This is a genomic window from Spirillospora sp. NPDC048823, assembly GCF_043198445.1.
In the GTDB taxonomy this organism is placed as follows: domain Bacteria; phylum Actinomycetota; class Actinomycetes; order Streptosporangiales; family Streptosporangiaceae; genus Spirillospora.
The window spans coordinates 78,081-95,213 of the sequence record NZ_JBICUT010000004.1; the positions used below are offsets into that span (position 1 = coordinate 78,081).

General features: G+C 70.9%; 18 protein-coding genes, 2 tRNA genes and 1 pseudogene. 9 read left to right on the forward strand and 12 right to left on the reverse strand.

The genetic code is table 11. The features are described from left to right. Positions 1 to 38: 38 nt before the first annotated feature. Genes ACGFK0_RS11245 through ACGFK0_RS11265 form a run of 5 tightly spaced genes read right to left on the reverse strand, consistent with a single transcriptional unit; the run spans position 39 to position 4,371 of the window. Positions 39 to 1,514, reverse strand: a complete 1,476-nt coding sequence (locus ACGFK0_RS11245; protein ID WP_392903088.1) for an SCO6880 family protein — start codon at positions 1,512 to 1,514, stop codon at positions 39 to 41. Next, positions 1,504 to 2,901: a hypothetical protein gene (locus ACGFK0_RS11250; protein WP_392903090.1), complete on the reverse strand. Its 1,398-nt coding sequence runs from the start codon at positions 2,899 to 2,901 to the stop codon at positions 1,504 to 1,506. The genes ACGFK0_RS11245 and ACGFK0_RS11250 overlap by 11 nt, the downstream gene beginning before the upstream one ends. Beyond that, a complete protein-coding gene (locus ACGFK0_RS11255; protein ID WP_392903092.1) occupies positions 2,901 to 3,632 on the reverse strand; it encodes a hypothetical protein in 732 nt (243 codons plus the stop codon). The genes ACGFK0_RS11250 and ACGFK0_RS11255 overlap by 1 nt, the downstream gene beginning before the upstream one ends. Next, positions 3,629 to 3,937 (reverse strand): hypothetical protein, encoded by a 309-nt coding sequence (locus ACGFK0_RS11260; RefSeq protein ID WP_392903094.1) that lies wholly within the window; start codon positions 3,935 to 3,937, stop codon positions 3,629 to 3,631. Before ACGFK0_RS11260 ends, ACGFK0_RS11255 begins: the two co-directional genes overlap by 4 nt. Continuing rightward, on the reverse strand, positions 3,934 to 4,371 hold the full coding sequence (locus ACGFK0_RS11265; RefSeq protein WP_392903096.1) for a hypothetical protein: 438 nt from the start codon (positions 4,369 to 4,371) through the stop codon (positions 3,934 to 3,936). The genes ACGFK0_RS11260 and ACGFK0_RS11265 overlap by 4 nt, the downstream gene beginning before the upstream one ends. A gap of 246 nt (positions 4,372 to 4,617) precedes the next feature. Here ACGFK0_RS11265 and ACGFK0_RS11270 point away from each other — a divergent pair, with 246 nt between their 5' ends. The 6 genes and pseudogenes from ACGFK0_RS11270 to ACGFK0_RS11295 form a co-directional block, all read left to right on the forward strand. Beyond that, on the forward strand, positions 4,618 to 4,926 hold the full coding sequence (locus ACGFK0_RS11270) for a helix-turn-helix domain-containing protein (protein ID WP_392903098.1): 309 nt from the start codon (positions 4,618 to 4,620) through the stop codon (positions 4,924 to 4,926). A 30-nt stretch (positions 4,927 to 4,956) separates the two neighbouring features. Beyond that, positions 4,957 to 5,934: a C40 family peptidase gene (locus tag ACGFK0_RS11275; RefSeq protein WP_392903100.1), complete on the forward strand. Its 978-nt coding sequence runs from the start codon at positions 4,957 to 4,959 to the stop codon at positions 5,932 to 5,934. Positions 5,935 to 5,948: 14 nt separating this feature from the next. Further along, positions 5,949 to 6,866, forward strand: coding sequence for a phosphoadenosine phosphosulfate reductase (locus ACGFK0_RS11280; protein WP_392903103.1), 918 nt, complete (start codon positions 5,949 to 5,951; stop codon positions 6,864 to 6,866). Positions 6,867 to 7,010: 144 nt separating this feature from the next. Continuing rightward, positions 7,011 to 7,217: a helix-turn-helix domain-containing protein gene (locus tag ACGFK0_RS11285; protein ID WP_358464976.1), complete on the forward strand. Its 207-nt coding sequence runs from the start codon at positions 7,011 to 7,013 to the stop codon at positions 7,215 to 7,217. 175 nt (positions 7,218 to 7,392) lie between these two features. Next, complete coding sequence (locus tag ACGFK0_RS11290) at positions 7,393 to 7,671, forward strand: hypothetical protein (protein WP_392903105.1); 279 nt, start codon at positions 7,393 to 7,395, stop codon at positions 7,669 to 7,671. A gap of 761 nt (positions 7,672 to 8,432) precedes the next feature. Beyond that, a pseudogene (locus tag ACGFK0_RS11295) lies at positions 8,433 to 9,074 on the forward strand (tyrosine-type recombinase/integrase); the annotation flags it as partial. 154 nt (positions 9,075 to 9,228) lie between these two features. On the opposite strand, the gene ACGFK0_RS11300 reads toward ACGFK0_RS11295, so the two are convergent. Together ACGFK0_RS11300 and ACGFK0_RS11305 are read right to left on the reverse strand one after the other, a co-directional pair. After that, positions 9,229 to 9,317: transfer RNA gene (locus ACGFK0_RS11300), tRNA-Ser, on the reverse strand. Positions 9,318 to 9,467: 150 nt separating this feature from the next. Then, the gene (locus ACGFK0_RS11305) at positions 9,468 to 9,890 is read right to left on the reverse strand and encodes a hypothetical protein (RefSeq protein ID WP_392903107.1); all 423 of its coding nucleotides are present in this window, start codon (positions 9,888 to 9,890) and stop codon (positions 9,468 to 9,470) included. Between the two features lie 189 nt (positions 9,891 to 10,079). On the opposite strand from ACGFK0_RS11305, the gene ACGFK0_RS11310 reads away from it, so the two are divergent. Then, positions 10,080 to 10,152: transfer RNA gene (locus ACGFK0_RS11310), tRNA-Arg, on the forward strand. A 468-nt stretch (positions 10,153 to 10,620) separates the two neighbouring features. Here the strand turns inward: ACGFK0_RS11310 and ACGFK0_RS11315 are convergent. The 5 genes from ACGFK0_RS11315 to ACGFK0_RS11335 form a co-directional block, all read right to left on the reverse strand. Beyond that, complete coding sequence (locus ACGFK0_RS11315) at positions 10,621 to 10,926, reverse strand: hypothetical protein (RefSeq protein WP_392903109.1); 306 nt, start codon at positions 10,924 to 10,926, stop codon at positions 10,621 to 10,623. A gap of 205 nt (positions 10,927 to 11,131) precedes the next feature. After that, positions 11,132 to 12,487: a sensor histidine kinase gene (locus ACGFK0_RS11320; RefSeq protein ID WP_392903112.1), complete on the reverse strand. Its 1,356-nt coding sequence runs from the start codon at positions 12,485 to 12,487 to the stop codon at positions 11,132 to 11,134. Further along, positions 12,484 to 13,161 carry a response regulator transcription factor gene (locus ACGFK0_RS11325; protein WP_392903115.1) on the reverse strand — a complete coding sequence of 226 codons (678 nt, stop codon included), beginning with the start codon at positions 13,159 to 13,161 and terminating at the stop codon, positions 12,484 to 12,486. The genes ACGFK0_RS11320 and ACGFK0_RS11325 overlap by 4 nt, the downstream gene beginning before the upstream one ends. Positions 13,162 to 13,221: 60 nt before the next feature. Then, complete coding sequence (locus ACGFK0_RS11330; protein ID WP_392903117.1) at positions 13,222 to 13,713, reverse strand: DUF5666 domain-containing protein; 492 nt, start codon at positions 13,711 to 13,713, stop codon at positions 13,222 to 13,224. A 69-nt stretch (positions 13,714 to 13,782) separates the two neighbouring features. Further along, a complete protein-coding gene (locus tag ACGFK0_RS11335; protein WP_392903119.1) occupies positions 13,783 to 13,923 on the reverse strand; it encodes a hypothetical protein in 141 nt (46 codons plus the stop codon). A gap of 43 nt (positions 13,924 to 13,966) precedes the next feature. Here ACGFK0_RS11335 and ACGFK0_RS11340 point away from each other — a divergent pair, with 43 nt between their 5' ends. Both ACGFK0_RS11340 and ACGFK0_RS11345 read left to right on the forward strand, forming a co-directional pair. Further along, positions 13,967 to 15,310 (forward strand): flavin monoamine oxidase family protein, encoded by a 1,344-nt coding sequence (locus ACGFK0_RS11340; protein ID WP_392903120.1) that lies wholly within the window; start codon positions 13,967 to 13,969, stop codon positions 15,308 to 15,310. 59 nt (positions 15,311 to 15,369) lie between these two features. After that, positions 15,370 to 17,070 (forward strand): hypothetical protein, encoded by a 1,701-nt coding sequence (locus ACGFK0_RS11345; RefSeq protein ID WP_392903122.1) that lies wholly within the window; start codon positions 15,370 to 15,372, stop codon positions 17,068 to 17,070. The last annotated feature ends 63 nt before the right edge of the window (positions 17,071 to 17,133 follow it).

Here is a 17,133-nt window from a genome sequence, read left to right on the forward strand (position 1 = left end):
TGTTTCGGCGTTCGGCAAGCGCTGATTCCTCCGGCGGTTCAGTGGATGAGGCGGCGGGACAGTTCGGGTGGGCAGACGCCGCAGGGCAGGGTGGTGGCGAACCCGGCGGCTTGGCTGCCCCACAGGCGGCGCAGCCGGATCTTGGCCGAGTCCGCGGCCGTCTCGACGTGCGCGACGGCGCGGCGGAGCTGGCCCGGGTCGGTGACGGTGACGGACGCGTACAGGGAGACCAGGCAGACCCCGGCGCCCATGGCTTCCTCGGCGGCGGCCTGGCGGGCGCGGGCCGAATCCCAGCTGTCGCGGGCGGTTTCGTCGCGTCCGGTGCGGCGGCGGAATTGGGTGCGGAACGCCGCCGCGTTCACCTCCTGCTGCAGTACCCGGCTGGCCGCCGCGGCCGGAAGCGCCCGGTACTGCAGCGTGATGCGCTTGGGGAACGGCCCCGGCGCGACGAGCCGGGCCAGGACGTCGGAGCGGACATTCTGGCGAGGTGGTTCGTGCCACGCCCAGCTCACCGACTGCGCGCCGTCGTGCTCGTAATGGCCGGTGTGTTCGGTCGCGGCGACCGGTCCCGCGTCGCCCCAGGCCAGGAGCTCTTCCGAACTCGGACGGGAGAGCAGCCGGTTGACTTCGCCGCGCGCGTGCGGGTCGAACGCGGTCCGTACCGTGCCGGCGATCTCGGCGGCGCTGGCCCGCCCGAGCACGCTGACACCGCAGCCACCGAGCCGGGACGCCAGTCCGTCCAGTGTCCGGCCCAGTTCGGCGACCGCTTCGAACAGGTCTTTCGGGCGGGCCGAAGACGTTTTGGGATCGAAGGTGATCGAGACGCGGGTGTCGACGTCGGCCGCGGCGGCCGGGGCGGTGCGGACGAGTTCGCTCATGATGGTGCGCGCGGGGGCGGGTGCGGTCGCGTCGATGGCGCGGTCGACGGTGTCGGCGAGCGTGGACCCGGGTTCGGGTGCGGTGTCGACGGTGACCGTCACCCATCGGATGGCGGGCATGTGCCCGACGGAGGCGAGCCAGCCTCCCCAGCAGGCGACCCAGGTGTCGGCGTCGCTGCGGTCGGCCAGCCACGTCGAGGTCGGGACGACCCGCAGGGTGGCGGTCAGCAGCCCGGTGCGGCGGTCCCACACGATCCCGTACCGGCCGCCGTACCCGTCTTCGGCGCTGAGCAGCGTCAACGGGGCCAGCACACCCGGGAGCTGGAACGCGCGTGGATGGTCGATGACGATTCCGGCCCTGTACCGGTTGTGGCCGCGCCAGGTGGCCCACCGCCAGCGGGCTCGCGCCAGCACCAGCCGCGCCAGCGGTACACCCCCGATTCGGATGAGTCCTAGCCCGCCGCCGAGCAGGGTCGGTGCAAGCAGGTAGATCAGCAGGTGCGGGGCGGTGGCCGCAACGAGAACCAGCAGGATCGCGGCGCTGAGGGCGATGAAGGTGGAGGTGGTGTCCATGCCGAGTAGGCCGATGCCGTGCCGGCGCCGCCAGCCGCCGTAGGTGCGGATGTCACTTCCCACTGCCGTGACCCCCTTCACCGACCGCGCCGCTCGGACCGCCGGCACTGCCGGTGGCGGCCCAGCGGATCACGTCTTCGCCGCGCTGTCGTTGCTCCTCCGCCGTCCGGATGGTGGTGGGGCCGACCGGCTCACCGTGGCCGCCGTCGGGCGTCGCCCACCCGTGCCCGCCGCCTTGCGGACGCTGTTCCATACCGGACGGGTCGGTGGCCGGCCGGCCCGGCTGGCCACTTCCCGACGGGGCGCTCGGGTCGGATACCTGGTCACCAGGCGCGTCGGCCGGTGACTGCCCGTCGGGTACCTGCCCGGACGGCGTGGATGCCGGGCCTGGTTGGTCGTCGCCGGGCGCGGGGCCGCCTTGATCGCCGAGTTGCTGGTGGATGTAGTCGGCGTGCTCGCCCGCCGAACCGGGACGTCCGCCCCCGGTGCCGCCCATCGCGCCGTAGGCGCGCAGCGCACCGATCGCGGTCGCGCTGCCCATCAGCGCGCCGAGGACTCCGCCGCCGCTGCTGGACTCGGTTCCCCCGGTCGTCCAGGTGAAGAACTTCAGCAGGACGGGGAAGGCGATCAGGCTGATCAGCATCATCGCCAACCCCATGAGCAGGGCGTGCAGGTCCTGGCCTTCGCCGACGAGGGTGAACGCGGTCGCATACACCGCCGCGGCCGCGGGCTTGTAGAAGATGAGCGCGAGCATCCAGCCCGCGACCCGGGGAAACCACGCCTTGGTCGACGAGGTGACCATGCCCGCCGCCGCCAGCGGAAGCAGACCGGCCAAGATGACCAGTGCCCCTCCGCGAAACAGCAGCAGGAGCGCCTGGATGATGCCGATGAGCAGCGCGAACAGGCACAGAATCAGCACCAGCGCCGCCGGTGTCCCCGACGGGAACGTCACGATCTTGGTCATCCGCTCGGCGAAGCCCCCCTGCGAGGACGCGGTCAGCACCCAGCCGCACCACTCGTCGCCCCACTGCAGCAGCAGGTTCGGCAAGAGCGCGCCGATCGCGGTGACCGTCGCCAGCACGACCAGACCCCGGCCGGCGTCGAGCAGCGGGGTCGCCTTGTGGGTCAGCGCCATCCTCGCGGCGACGACCAGGAGCGCCATCACCGCGACCGCGACCGTCAACGGCTGGACCAGCAGCTGCAGATGCCCGATCGCGGCCTCGTTCTCCAGATCCGGTGAGGGCGTCTCGACCCACCAGGACGCGGTCTTGGAGATCAGCCAACCGACCGCCGCCTGGAACGACTCGGCCGCCTCGTCCAGCACCTTCCCGCCGATCATGCCGGGGATGTCGGGGATCGAGGGGACGAGCGGGTTGCCGCTGTCGTCGTTGTCGACCGGTTGGACGCATGCCGGATTTGTGACCGGCAAACACGGGTCGAGCGGGAACATCAGCCACCCCCGTGGGGGAAGCGGACATAACCACCCGGCGACTCGACTGGTGCCGCCGTCCCTGCCCACGTCCCGCCCGGTGGGGCGAGCACCCGCCAGTCGTTGTTGTGCCAGTGGAGCTGGATCCGGGTCGCGGCACGCACGGTCACATCGCTGTCGCCCGGACCGGCCGACACCAGATCCACGCTCGCGGCCACCGAGGAGTACCCCTGCCAGCGGAAACCCTCCAGGACCACATAGCCCCGGCCCAGCGCGGCGCCATCTGGACGATTGCCGCGGTGGCGTTCATAGGTTTCCCTCGTCGCCGCCAGCAGAGCTTCGGCGTCCGGGCCGATGACCTGGTGGTCGATCGTCGCCTCGAACACTTCCGGGCCCCACTGCATGCTCGCCCGCACCGTGATGTGGACTGCGGCCAGCAACGCCCCGCGCGGCGTCCGGGCGAAACCACGCGCCAGATCCCCGTCGATTTCCCGCGGCCCGTCCTGCGGCGAGTAGGGGAGAACGACGCCGTGGAAATCCCGCCACGACACGTCGGCCAAGGACACCTGGGGTGCGCTCACCAGCTGCCCTGGCTGCACGATTGTTCGGACGGCGGTCGGTGTGCTTTGCGGTGGCTCGGTTCTGAACGCCACGGGCACGGCCAGGCCGACCAACGTCCCACCGGCGATCACCGTCGCCGCGATGATCCGGCCCCGCCGCCACCACGCAACGTCCTCTTCGCGGCGGTTCATGAGAAGAACACCCCGACGATCGGAGCCGCCGTCGCCGCCAGGCTCAGCCCGCCGAGCACCCACGGGATGCCGGTCGCGCCGTCGGCCGCGAACGTCGACCGGTTCTTACGTCCGATGGCCATCTGGCCAGCGCAGATGAACAGGCCCGCGACGCCGCAGATGAGCACGCCCCACTTGCCCCACGCCAGCAGCGTGTTCATTTTCTGATCCAGCCCCGGCGGCGGCTCCGGAGGCGGGTCGGGCACGTCGACGTCGGCGTGCGGGAGCAGCAGTGCGAGGCCGGTGAACCAGGTCAGCAGGGTCACCACCCCCTGCCGGTCGATGTGCCGGCCAGGCGGCGGAGTTCGTCGAGGGCTTGGCGCGCCTTGCCGGGCAGGTCGACCAGGCACGGGTCGTCCACCAGCCGCAGCGCCCGCACATGCGGGACGCGCACCACACCGCCGACCCGTCCTTCCAGCAGCGCGAACCTGGCCGTCGCATCCCGCGATTCGGTGCCGCCGTCGCTGACGATCGCCAGCGCCGACACCCGCTCGTCCCAGTCCGACAGCGCACCGATCGCGGCCGTCGCGTGCTTGGCTGCGACCGCCGTGTTCCGCACGGCCAGGACCACCGGGCGACCCTTGGCCCGCAGCGGCGAGCGGCCCAGTTCCAGCAGCGGCCTGATCGGGCCCATGTCCCACGCCGCGGGCAGCAGCGCGGCCAGCGTGGACGTCCCGGCACCGCCGTGCGCGCCGGCCACGACCACGTCCAGGACCTTTCGTGTCTCCTGGGCCGGTACTGGTCCGGTTTGTCGAAGACTCACCCGCATACCCCCGAATCGATGCTCTGAGTTGCTGGATGATCACCGTACGTGGCAGAATCGTGGAGCGCAAGCATCGCCAAACAGTTTCTGAAAACGCCACCACACGTCAGAACGTGCTTCCGCGGCACCCATCCACCACACTTGGAAGGACGAACCGTGACCGCCCACCCAGGAGCCCCCGCGATGACCGAGACACCCGGCCGCGACCCCGACGTCCTCACCACCGCCGAACTCGCGACCAAACTCGGCCTGTCGCCCCAGACCGTCCGCCGGATGGCCAACGCCGGGCAGATCCCCGCCCTCAAAACCGGCAAAGACTTCCGGTACTCCTGGGAAGCAGTCCGCCAGGTGCTGCGGCAGCCCCACCACCAACCCGGGGAAGCCGCCGATGACCCAACCCACCAGCCACAACCCGCGCAGACACCCAGAAAAGGCGCCGGCTACCGCGCCCAACGCCAAGCCCGCACCGGCGCCCACAACACCACCGACTAACCGCCCCACCCCGCGCTGGCGGCCCACCCGGTGAAGGCCGCGGCCACCGCCTGCGCCGCCGCCCTCCTCCTGCTGCCGCTGGCGCTCGTCATCCTTCTCGCCGGGCAGAACTCGGCCGCAGGCATCGGCTCAGGGCTGGCCGGAGCACCCACCGCCGAAGCCAAACGCGACATCCCGGCCGCGTATCTGCGCTGGTACATGGATGCCGCCCAATCGTGCCCCGGCCTGCCCTGGAACGTCCTGGCCGCGATCGGCAAGATCGAATCCGACCACGGCCGCTCCACCATGCCCGGCGTCCACACCGGCGAAAACCACGCCGGAGCCGGCGGACCCATGCAATTCCTCGCCGCCACCTGGGCCGCCTACGGCGCCGACGGCGACCACGACGGCCGCAAAGACCGCTACAACCCCGCCGACGCCATCTACGGCGCCGCCAACTACCTGTGCGCCAACGGCGCCGGCAAAGGCAGTAAGCGCCTCAAGCAGGCGATCTGGCGCTACAACCACGCCGACTGGTACGTCCGCAAAGTCCTCGACCAAGCCACCCGCTACGCCACCCCCACCACCAGCCGACGAGGCGCCATCGCCGTCAAGGCCGCCCTGCGCTGGCTCGGCACCCCCTACTCCTGGGGCGGCGGCGGACCCTCAGGCCCCACCTACGGAATCGCCCACGGCGCCGGCACCAAAGGCTTCGACTGCTCCGGCCTCACCCAACACGCCTGGGCCAAGGCCGGTGTCCACCTACCCCGCGTCGCCGCCGCGCAGTACAACGCAGGCACCCACATCCCCCGAGCCCAACTCCAGCCCGGCGACCTGCTCTTCTTCGCCACCAACCCCGCCAACTCCGCGACCATCCACCACGTCGGCATCTACTACGGCCGCGGCCGCATGATCCACGCCCCCTACACCGGCGACGTCGTCCGCATCGCCCAATTCGCTGGCAACCCCTACCGCGAACGCCAATACACCGGCGCCACCCGCCCCACACCATCCACCACCGAACCCTGACCGGAGGCCCACGCTTGCACCCACACCACAACCCCAACCGCCGCCACGGTTCCAGCCACGCCCCTCCAACCAGGAACCAGCACCCACCACGCAGGTCTCCGACGAAGGGGACGAAGAAGAAGCCGTCCTGCGGGCCGATCCGCGCCTTCAGCTACGGCGGCGGATGGCAATCCACCGCCGCCCTCGTCCTCGCCGCCCAAGGCCGCATCAACTTCCAACGCTTCCTATTCGCCAACGTCGGCGACGACTCCGAACACCCCGCCACCCTGCGCTACATCCGCGAACACGCCGCCCCCTACGCCGCCGCCCACGGCATCGACCTCCGTGAACTCCACCGCATCCGCCGCGACGGCACCACCGAAACCCTCTACGGCCGCCTCATCCGCGAAGGGTCCCGCTCCATCCCCATCCCCGTCCGCATGAGCAACGGAGCCCCCGGCACCCGCTCCTGCACCGCCGACTTCAAAATCCGCGTCATCGGCCGCTGGCTCAAAGCCCACGGCGCCAGCCCTGCCAACCCCGCCACCATCGCCATCGGCATCAGCCTCGACGAAATCCACCGCGCCAACACCCGCCGCCACGAACCCTACGAACGCATCGTCTACCCACTCCTGGACCTGGGCATCCGCCGCACCGACTGCCCCCGCATCATCCGCTCCGCCGGCCTGCCCGTCCCACCCAAATCCGCCTGCTGGTTCTGCCCCTTCCACCGCCTCACCACCTGGCAAGACATGCGCCGCGACCAACCAGCCCTGTTCACCAAGGCCTGCCACCTCGAAGCCACCATCAACAAACGCCGCGCCCACCTGGGCAAAGACCCCGTCTACCTCACCCGCTACAACGCCTCCCTCGCCGACGTCACCCCCACCGCCGACACCCTCCCCTTCGAGAACGGCGACGGCACCTGCGATAGCGGATGGTGCTTCACCTGACACTTCCGTCAGTCCCGGACGGCACACCGTGGCAAGCATTTGCCCGAATCTCACAGGCGGCCTGACGTATCTCTGCATCGATGCGTTCGCGCGCCCGACGTGGACGCCGCGACAGGCCAGAACACCCAACCTGGAGGCAGGATCATGGAAACCCTCAAGTCCTCGGACCTGGATGAACTTCCGACCGTCGTCAGCATCGTGACTGCAGCTCGAGCCCTTGGGCTCTCCCGCACGTATGCCTACGAACTCGCCAAGCGTGGCGATTTTCCGTGCCGAGTCATCCGGATCGGCGCGGCATACCGAGTACCTACTGCCGAGCTGCTCAAGCTGCTCGGCGTAGCCCGCCAGTAATCTGGACTCTCCTCCTGCCGATTTCGCTACGGGCCGGGGCAGCCTCTGCGTCCCGGCCCGAGGTATCTGTCAACCCCAGGGTTGACATTTACGGAGAGTGATGCTCTGATCGGTCTCCGTCATGGATCCGTCAGCAGACAAACCCCTGAGCCAAGAAGCCCCTCACGACCACGCCGTGCGTACGGTCGAGTGGCTCGCCACGCGCCTAGCCCGACTCGACCGACTCGACGCGATTGGGCGCGCCAAGGAGTGCGAAGTCCTTGCCGCATCCGGCCGAGCGTTGATCGGAGAACTGGCTGCCGTGCGTAGGGCCGCGCTGCTGGAAGCTCGCAACTCAGGCATGACGCTGACGGGTATCGCCGCCGAGCTTGACGTCAGCGTCCAGGCGATCTCGAGGGCGATCAAGAACGACCGTGGATCCGGACGATCCCGACCGAAGGAGGATGACGGGTGAAGGGACGTACCTTCAAGCGGTGTGGATGCCGCAACCCAGAGACCGGCAAGAAGTACCCAGAGGGCAAGTGCCCACAGCTCAAGAAGCGAAATCACGGTGCCTGGTGGTTTCGCTACGACGCACCACGTGGCGTGGACGGTAAGAGGCGCAGACCCTTAGTAGGTCCGTTCGCCAGTGAACGAGACGCGGACAATGCGCTGGCGGAGGAACTCGCGAAGGTTGGTCACGTAGGTCATGTGACCGATCGCTCCCTGACGGTCGGAACCTACCTCGAGAAACACTGGCTGCCAGGCAAAAGAAGCCTCGCCCGCTCAACCTACGCCGACTACGAGGAGATAGTTCATCTCTACCTGAAGCCGGCGCTCGGGCATCTACGCCTGGTGGACCTTCGTGACCGGGACGTCAACAACATGTACGAGGCGATCGCCCAAATCAACCGTCCGCTCCCCGACGGTAAGAAGCCCAGCGAAGTGCTGCGAAGGCTTACGGAGGTGAGAGCCGACTCCGCAAAGAAGCAGCATCCAGACGGTGAGCCGCGCCGAAAGAAGCAGACCAAGCCGATCTCTCCGGCCCGGATCAAGAAGATCCACGCCGTTCTCTCCTCTGCCATGGGTACCGCAGTCAAGACCAAGCGGCTGACCTACAACCCTGTGGAACATGTGGAGCTGCCCCGCGTAAAGGGGCGCCGGGCCAAGCCCATCGTCTGGACGTCCGCGCGGGTCCAGCATTGGCTTCAGACGGGCAAGGTACCTGGCCCCGTGATGGTCTGGACTCCCGCTCAAACGGGCGCGTTCCTCGACTTCGCAGCCGAGGAGCGGCTCTACGCCCTCTTCCACCTGGTCGCCTTCCGCGGACTGCGCCGCGGAGAAGTTGCAGGCCTACCCTGGACGGACACCGACCTCGACGCCAGCGAGACACTCACCGTCCGGGAGACGCGTCCAGACGATGAGTACGACGACACCAAATCCGAAGCGGGCGAGCGTTCCGTGAGCCTCGATAAGACCACCCTCGCGGCGCTGCGCTCTTGGCGTACTCGCCAGAACAAGGAGGAGCTGGCAGCCGACGCCGATATCTGGGTGGCGTCGGGACGAGTGTTCACCCGCGAGGACGGTTCGCCGCTGCGGCCAGAGTGGATCTCCCAGCGCTTCGACGCCCTGATCGAACGCTACAACGCCGTCCGTAAGAGGTACTTCGAGGAGGACTGGCCCATCGAGCGCATCGCTCGGCGACACCGGATCAGCCAGGACGCGGCCATGGTCGCCATCGACAGCGGCCCTCTACCGCCGATCCGGTTCCACGACCTCCGGCACGGCGCGGCGACGCTCGGCCTGCTCGGCAAGGTCGACATGAAGGTGATCAGCGCGACCCTCGGTCACGCTCGGTCATCGTTCACGGCAGACACCTACACCTCGGTCCTGCCCGAGGTGGCCAAGGCCGCAGCCGAAGCGGTGGCCGCCGTGGTGCCGCTGCGACGTGATGGCCACACCATGGCCACACCAGACACCAAAAACGCCCCCGCCGAGGATGGTGGTCCTCAGCGGAGGCGCTGGTCAGAGGCGGAGGATCGGGGATTTGAACCCCGGATGGGCTTGCACCCAAACCGCATTAGCAGTGCGGCGCCATAGACCGGACTAGGCGAATCCTCCAGTAGCCGTCAGGCGCAGACAGGCTACCGGTTCGGCGCGCCTACCGGCAAAGTCTGGCCCGTTGGTCCCAGCAGCATAGTCCGAGACGGCATGGCTACGCTAAGACAATCAGCCGGACGATGCGCTCCCGGGGCCGCAGGAGCGCGATGGTCAGCCCAGACGGAAGGCGCTGAAACCGCAGGCCTCGGCCAGGTCGTTGCCGTGCCGTCGCATGGCGGCGGTGTTGGGCTGGCGAGGGGTCGTGTTGCCTGAGCTCATGTCCCGCAGCAGCTCCGCCGTCTCGTCCAGGTCGCCCGCGAACGCGACAGCGGCGCTCTCGACGTCGCCGCCGGCGCTCTGGCCCTCCGCGCGGATCGCGGACGCGGTGTCGGAGAACTTCCGGGCGGTGGCGTCGGCGCCGCCGGACGACGACAGGCCGCTGGTGGAGAAGCTCCGCAGCTCCTTCTCGATGTTCTCGCAGGCGGTCTTCTTCTTGCCTCCGGCGAGGGCGTCGACCGCCCCGCAACCGGTGGAGCCGAGCATCAGGCCACCGACGGCGAGGATGCCGACCAGCTTGGTGGCAGACATGCGCATGAGGATTCTCCTTCAGGGGGTTGGGCTTCGAACGGAGTCAAACCTCGCAGGTCGCTCCCGACTCGATCACCCTTTTGGCGTACCTTCACCACAAAAAGTTCCGTGACTCAGGTCACACTCCTGCTCGCAAGTCCTGCCCGAACCGATTCGCGGACGAGTCCAGGGAGCCGGTACAGTTGTCCCCGGCAGGCACCCGTAGCTCAACGGATAGAGCATCTGACTACGGATCAGAAGGTTAGGGGTTCGAATCCCTTCGGGTGCGCACACGTCAGAGGCCTCTTCCGATCATGGAAGGGGCCTCTGTCATGTGCCGTGGGGGCAACGGGTTCGTCAGGCTTCGGAGAGAGCGCCGATCTTGGCCTCAGGCTGTCGGAGGTGGAGTGTCCGGGGCTTGGCCGCGAACTGCGGAGTGAGGACCAGCGTCCGGCGTGGCTTGGGCGTTCTGAGTCCCTGATCACCAGGCACGTCCTGCGCTTGATCGTCTTGTCGTGGTTCTTGATGCGCTTCACGGTGGTGGCCGGTCACCGTGTCGAGCCGCGTTTCGCCTGGTCGATCGTGAGCGTTCGTCCCTTTCCGGCGACCACGTGGGGAGTTGGCGAACGAGCGCCTACGTTGCCCGCCATGGTGCCTTCACGCTCTGCCTGGCCGGACGCCTTCCCCGCGCATCGCGACGCGTCCGCTGGCGTCGCTCTCGCCGACCGTCACGGGGCGCGCCGCAGGCGGTTCGATCTCAGTGCGCAAGGGCGACGATCTCGTCCACGACGGTGAGCGGAATCATCAGCGCGGCATCCCACGTCTCGTCGTCCCGGCCGATCAGCATCGTTGCCTGCCCGTCTTCGGACAGCGACCAGAAGACCGGCGAGCCCGCACAGACGCCGACCTTCAGGGAGCGGCGCTCGTCCCAACGTGCCTCACGGATCCCGCTCAGCCGAGACAAGTCCGCGAGAGGCGCCCAGATATGCACCTCCCATGTTTCGGTCTGCACGATCAACAGGGGGACCGGATCAGCGTCCACATCCAACGTCACCTCAGCCATCCCGGGATGCTGGCACATGGCGGAGCGTCCCGACAGGCGGAGGACGCCTCTGGCGAGGCACTCCGGCTCTGGGGGACTCGGGGCGCGCCCCGCTTCCGGTCTTTGGTTTGAGGGGCTCCTGCGTGTGGCCGTGCGACCGCGAGGCTTGATCAGGGCGGGGACGAGTGCCTGCGCCGGACGCGCCAAGGCAGGGGGTCTTGGCGGCCTAGGTGTGGGTTTCCGGTTCGGGTGCTGTTGGGAGGGTGAGGCGGACTGTTGTTCCGTTGGAGGGGGTGGAGAACAGTTCTGTGCGGCCGCCGTGGGCGGCGGCTATGGCGGCGACTATGGGGAGGCCCAGGCCGGTTCCGGTGGTGCCCTGGCCGGCGCGGTGGAAGCGTTCGAAGGCGCGGGCGGCGTCGGAGGCGGACATGCCGGGGCCTTCGTCGCGGACTTCGATGACTCCCGGTGCGAGGCGGATGGTCGCCGGGGTTCCGGGGGGTGTGTGGGCGCGGACGTTGGCCAGGAGGTTGGTGAGGACCTGGCGGATGCGTGCCTCGTCGACGGTCGCGATGAGGGTTTCCGGGGCGTCCAGTTCGATGGGGTGGTCGGGGGCCGTGGCGGTCGCGTCGGCGACGGCGTCGCGGGCCAGGACGACCAGGTCGGTGGGGACGGGTTCCAGGGACGCCTCGCGGTCCAGGCGGGCCAGTTCCAGGAGGTCGGTGACCAGGCGGTTCATGCGGCGCGCCTCGTCCTCGATGCGGCGCATGGCGTCGGGGAGCTCGCGGGGGCCGAGTGCGCCGTGCCGGTACAGCTCCGCGTAACCCTGGATGGCGGTGAGGGGCGTGCGGAGTTCGTGGGAGGCGTCGGCGGCGAATGCGCGGACGCGGGCCTCGGAGCGGCTGCGGGCCCAGAACGCCTGCTCGATCCGTTCCAGCATCACGTTGATGGCGGCGGCGAGGCGGGCGGTTTCGGTGCGGTGGCCGGGGTCGGGCATGCGGGCGCGCAGGTCGCCGCCGGCGGTGATGGCGTCGGCGGTGGCGGCCATCCGGCCGAGCGGGCGCAGGCCGCGGCCGATCAGCCTGCGGCCGAGCAGGGCGAGTATCGCGACGAGGATGAGGCCGGTGGCGATCTCGGAGAGCACCAGGTTGCGTACGGCCGAGTGGATCTCGCCGAGGGGGGACGCCACGATGATGACGCTGCTGCGTCTGGGGCGGGCCACGGCGCGCAGGCCCGGGAGGGAGAACGGTTCGCGGGTGCGGGCGTGGGCGTCCAGCTCGGCTCGGGGGAGGCGTTCCACTTCGGTGACGGCCTGTTCGGGGTTCGGTGCGTCGCCGCTGAGGACGCGTACCTGGTTCGCGGGGCCGACGACCAAAACCACGAACTGGGCCGGGGCGACGCCTCGTTCGGGCAGTCCGGGTCGGAGGAGGCGTGCCACGGCGCGGTCCGGGACGGCTTGGAGTTGCTCGTCCACCCGGTGCATCAGGTAGCCGTTCAGGACGAGGGCGCTCACCAGGCCCATGACCGCCAGGCCCGCGAGGGTGATGGCGAGGAGGCCGGTGAGCAGCCGGGCGTTGAGCGTCATGGCCGCAGCGCGTAGCCGACCCCGCGCTGGGTGTGGATGAGGGGCGTGCCGAGCGGGTCCAGTTTGCGGCGCAGGTAGCTGATGTAGGTCTCGACGACCTGCGGGCTGCCGTGGTCCCAGCCCCACACGCCCTCCAGGAGCTGGCCGCGCGACAGGACCCTGCCCGCGTTGCGCATGAGGTAGGCCAGGAGGCGGAACTCGGTCGGGGACAGGTCCACGGTGACGCCGCCGCGCCGGACCGTCCAGTGCGCCTCGTCCAGTTCCAGGTCGGCGACGCGCAGCACGGCGTCGGACGGGGGCGGGGCCGCCCGGCGCAGGACGGCCCGCACCCGTGCGATCAGGGCCTCGATGGAGAACGGTTTGCTGACGTAGTCGTCGCCGCCGAGGGTGAGGCCCGTGACGGTGTCGGACGGGGTGTCCCGCGCGGTCAGGAAGATCACCGGGACCTGGTCGCCGTCGGCGCGGAGCCGCCGGCAGACTTCGAAGCCGTCGACGTCGGGCAGCATGACGTCGAGCAGGACGAGGTCGGGCCGCTCGCGGGCGGCGGCCCGCAGCGCCTCGTCGCCGGTCTCCGCGGTGACGGTCGTGAAGCCGTGGAAGCGCAGCGCGACCTCGATCAGGTCACGGATGTTGGCCTCGTCGTCCACGACGAGGACCCGCCTGCCCTCGCTCATCGGCTCCCGCGCATCGTCGTCCCCTGCTCTGAAAATACCGCGCGTGCGAGCCGCCGGGGGTCAGCCGGCCTTCGGGACGCGGATGAGCTTCGCGGTGCGGGTGCCGCCGGAGCGCTCGCCCGCGACCAGGATCTTGTCGCCGTCGGCGAGGTCCTTGACGGCGGCCTTCTCCCGGTCCTTGCGGACGCGGGTGTCGGCGTTGGTCGTCCAGGTCCAGGAGACGCCGTCGGCGCTCTTGACGGTCAGCGTCGTCGACGACAGGGCGGTGATCTCGCCGCGCTGCCAGGTGGCGAGGCGGAACCCGTCGTCGCGTTGGACGGTGGCCTCGCCGTGGACGCCGTGCCCGCCCAAGCGGTGACCGGGCAGGCCGTGGCCGCGCCGGAACGGGCGGTCTTCGCCGGGACGGTCCCAGCGGGGATGTTTCGGCTCGGCCGTGGGGGACGCGGACGGGGAGGGGTCGTCGGCGAAGGCGGGGACGGCGAGGTAGAGGCCCAGGCCGAGGAGGCCCGCGACGCCCACGCCGGCGGCGGCGGTCGTGTGTCTGGTTCGCATGGAGATCATGTAACCCGGTGCCGCTGGCATTAGTCCGCGCGGATCCTGGGAGAACCCTGGGAATCGTCTTCAGCTCAGGCCGTCGAGCATGGCGCCGACCAGGCGGACGGCCTCGTCTCGGGCCTGCGGCGGGTCCGCGGCGTCGGCGATGGAGAGGGCCAGTTCGGTCAGCGCGCCGTAGAACGCGGCCGTGGTGAGGACGTAACACATACATGATGTATGTCGGATGCGGTCTGCATGAGGGAGCGGTGACATGGTCGATGTCGCGATCGTCGGGGCCGGGACGGCGGGGCTGGTCGCCGCCCGCGACCTCGTCCGGGACGGGCACGAGGTGGTCGTCCTGGAGGCCCGGGACCGGGTCGGCGGACGGCTGCTGAACGGAGAACTGCCCGGCGGAGAGCCGATCGAGGTCGGCGGCCAGTGGGTCGGGCCCGGCCAGGACAGGGTGCTCGCCCTGATCGGCGAACTCGGGCTGTCCACCTACCCGACCTACGACCAGGGCAGGCACATCGCCGAGATCGGCAGGACCCGCGGCGAGTACACCGGCCGCATCCCCCGCCTCTCACCCGTCACGCTCGCCGACATCGCGCAGGGGCAGGTGCGGGTCGAGCGCATGATGCGCGGCATCCCGGCGGACGCGCCGTGGACCGCCCGGCACGCGGCGAGGCTCGACGCCCAGACGTTCGAGACGTGGATCCGCCGGAACCTGCACACCGGCGGGGGACGCGCGTTCATGCGCCTGATCACGCAGGCGGTCTTCTCCGCCGAGGCCGAGGACATGTCGGCGCTGTGGGCGGGTTTCTACATGTCCGCCGCCGGCGGCCTGGACCCGCTGATCGACACGACCGGCGGTGCCCAGCAGGACCGGGTCTCCGGCGGGTCCCAGCGGATCGCGCTCGCGCTGGCGGACGGGCTGGGCGACCGCATCTCCCTGAACTCCCCGGTCACCGAGATCGACTGGGCGGACGACTCCGTGCGGCTCCGCACGCCGGGCGGGGAGATCCGGGCCCGCCGCGCGATCATCGCCGTCCCGCCGCCGCTGGCCGGACGCATCCGCTACACCCCCGGCCTGCCCGGTGACCGGGACCAGCTCGTCCAGCGGATGCCGATGGGACGCGTCATCAAGGTCAACGTCGTGTACGACGAGCCGTTCTGGCGCGGGGACGGGTTCAGCGGCCAGGTCACCAGCGCGCGGCGGCCGTTCGGCATCACGTTCGACAACACGCCGGAGAGCGGTGCGCCGGGCGTGCTGGTCGGGTTCCTGGAGGGGCGGCACGCCGACATCGCCGCCCGCCTGACCGAAGCGGAGCGCCGCGCCCAGGTCCTCGCCGACCTCGCCGGATACTTCGGGCCGCGGGCGAGGAAACCGGTCGCGTACATCGAGCGGGACTGGGGCGAGGAGGAGTACTCGCGCGGCTGCTACGGCGCGTTCGCCACGCCCGGGACGCTGACCCGTTTCGGCCCGGCGCTGCGCGAACCCGTGGGGCCGCTGCGCTGGGCCGGCACCGAGACGGCGACCAGGTGGGCCGGATACATCGACGGCGCCGTCGAATCGGGGCAGCGCGCCGCCCGGGAGGCCAGGCTCAGAACGCCCTGAGCGGCGCCTCCACCCGGCCGTTACCGAGCGCTGCGCACAATGCGTGTGGGAGGTGCCCGGTGCGAACGGTGGACCGCGAGCACTACGCCGCCCTTGTGCGGCTCGCGTACCTGGTGCTGGACGACGGCGACGCCCCGCTCATGAGCGCGCGCCGGATCGCCGCCCGCGCGGCCCGGGTGCGGAAGGGCGGTTACCCGGCCATGCGGGCGCGGCTCGTCGCGATCCTGCTCACCGACCCGCCCACCGGGCGGCACCGGTTGCACCGCGTTCTCCTGGAGCCCGCGCCGGCGCCGCGGGGGCCGGTCCGGGCGGCGCTGCTGGAGCTGGCGCCGCGCGAGCGTCTCGCGTTCCTGCTGCGCCGTGACGGTCTCACCGCACCCGAGGTCGCCGCCGAGCTGGGCGTCCACGGCCAGGCGGACTTCCGGGACGTGGACCGGGCCACCGCCGCCGTGGACGCCCGGACGGGGCTGGACGAGGCCGCGCAGCGCGCCGAGATCGAGGCGTTCGAGCCCGACCTCGTACGGCTCCGCACGCCCCGCGCCGCCCGGCCCGTCTGGCGCGCCGCCGTGGCGGCCGGGCTCGCGGCCGCGCTGCTGTGCGCGGGGTTCATTCTCACCGGGCCGGACGAGGAGCCCGGCGAGCCCGCCGCGATCGACCCGCGGGCGTGGCGGACGACCCGCACGCCGACCATCGATGAATGGCCCGCCCAGGGCGGGCTGCGGCACGACGCCCGGCTGCTGCGCCGGGCCGCCGGCGCGTGGCGGGCCCACCACCGGCACCCGCCGCTCGGCCGCATCGTCGTCCTGTACGCCGGGACGGTGGACGGCGCGTCCCTCGTCGTTCTGCGCGACTCCCCCGGCCCGCGGGACACCCCCAGCGTGGCGCAGTACTTCGAGCGGCGCCTGTCGCGCGGCGTGGAGTCGGTCCGCAGGCTCGGGACGGGCGATGGGCAGCTCATCATGCTGGGCATGACGTGGCGTTACCTCGTCCCGCCGTGGCTGCGGGACGTGCGGGCGGCGGTGCCGTCCGGGCGCTCCCCGGACTGGACGCCGGTGGCGGTCCGGGACGGGCTGAGCGATCCGCTGCCGTGGGACTGGTTCACGCGACCCTGCCAGAACTATGTGGCGTTCCAGATGACGTTCCGGCCGGCCGCAGGCGGGTCGCCGCGGACGGTCACGCAGCTCGCCTCGCACGACCCGCACGCCGCGGCGCCGCGGGTGTGGTTCCGTGACCCGCCGGAGGAGGCGGAGCGGTTCCGCTGGGCGGCGCTGCACGCCGTCGCCTGCGAGGCGGCGACGTCGCTGAGCGAGTCGGGCGACCTGCGGCTGGGGCATCTGTGGAGCGGCGACCTGCCCGACGGCGGCGGCCGGGCGACGCTGCTGACGGTGGACGCGTCGTCGCCGTGGGCCGCCCCGGGCAGCTCGATCCTGATCTCCGGCGGCGGGCGGGCTCTGTCCGAGCGGGGCGGGACGAACAGCGACACCACCTCCGCCGCCGCGACGGTGGCCGCCGCCGTGTGGTGGCGGTCGCCCCGGCGCTGGCATCTGGTGGCGGCGGGAGGCCCGGGCGTCACGCGGCTGAGGACGGCCGGCGAGCTGGGCTCCCACGAGAAGGGGGCGGACCGGCGGGACGGGACGCCCCTGCTGGTGGTGCCGGGCCCGCGCACCAGCGGGGCGCGCGCGGAGAGGGCCGGCCTCCCGGTCGTCCACGTCGTGGCCTACGAGAGGGACGGGGACCGCACGGTCATCAGCCCTTCGTGACATGCGGGGCCGATGCCGGGGGCGGGGTCGGCTCGGCGGTCGTCGCGGGGTGCCGGCCGCTGC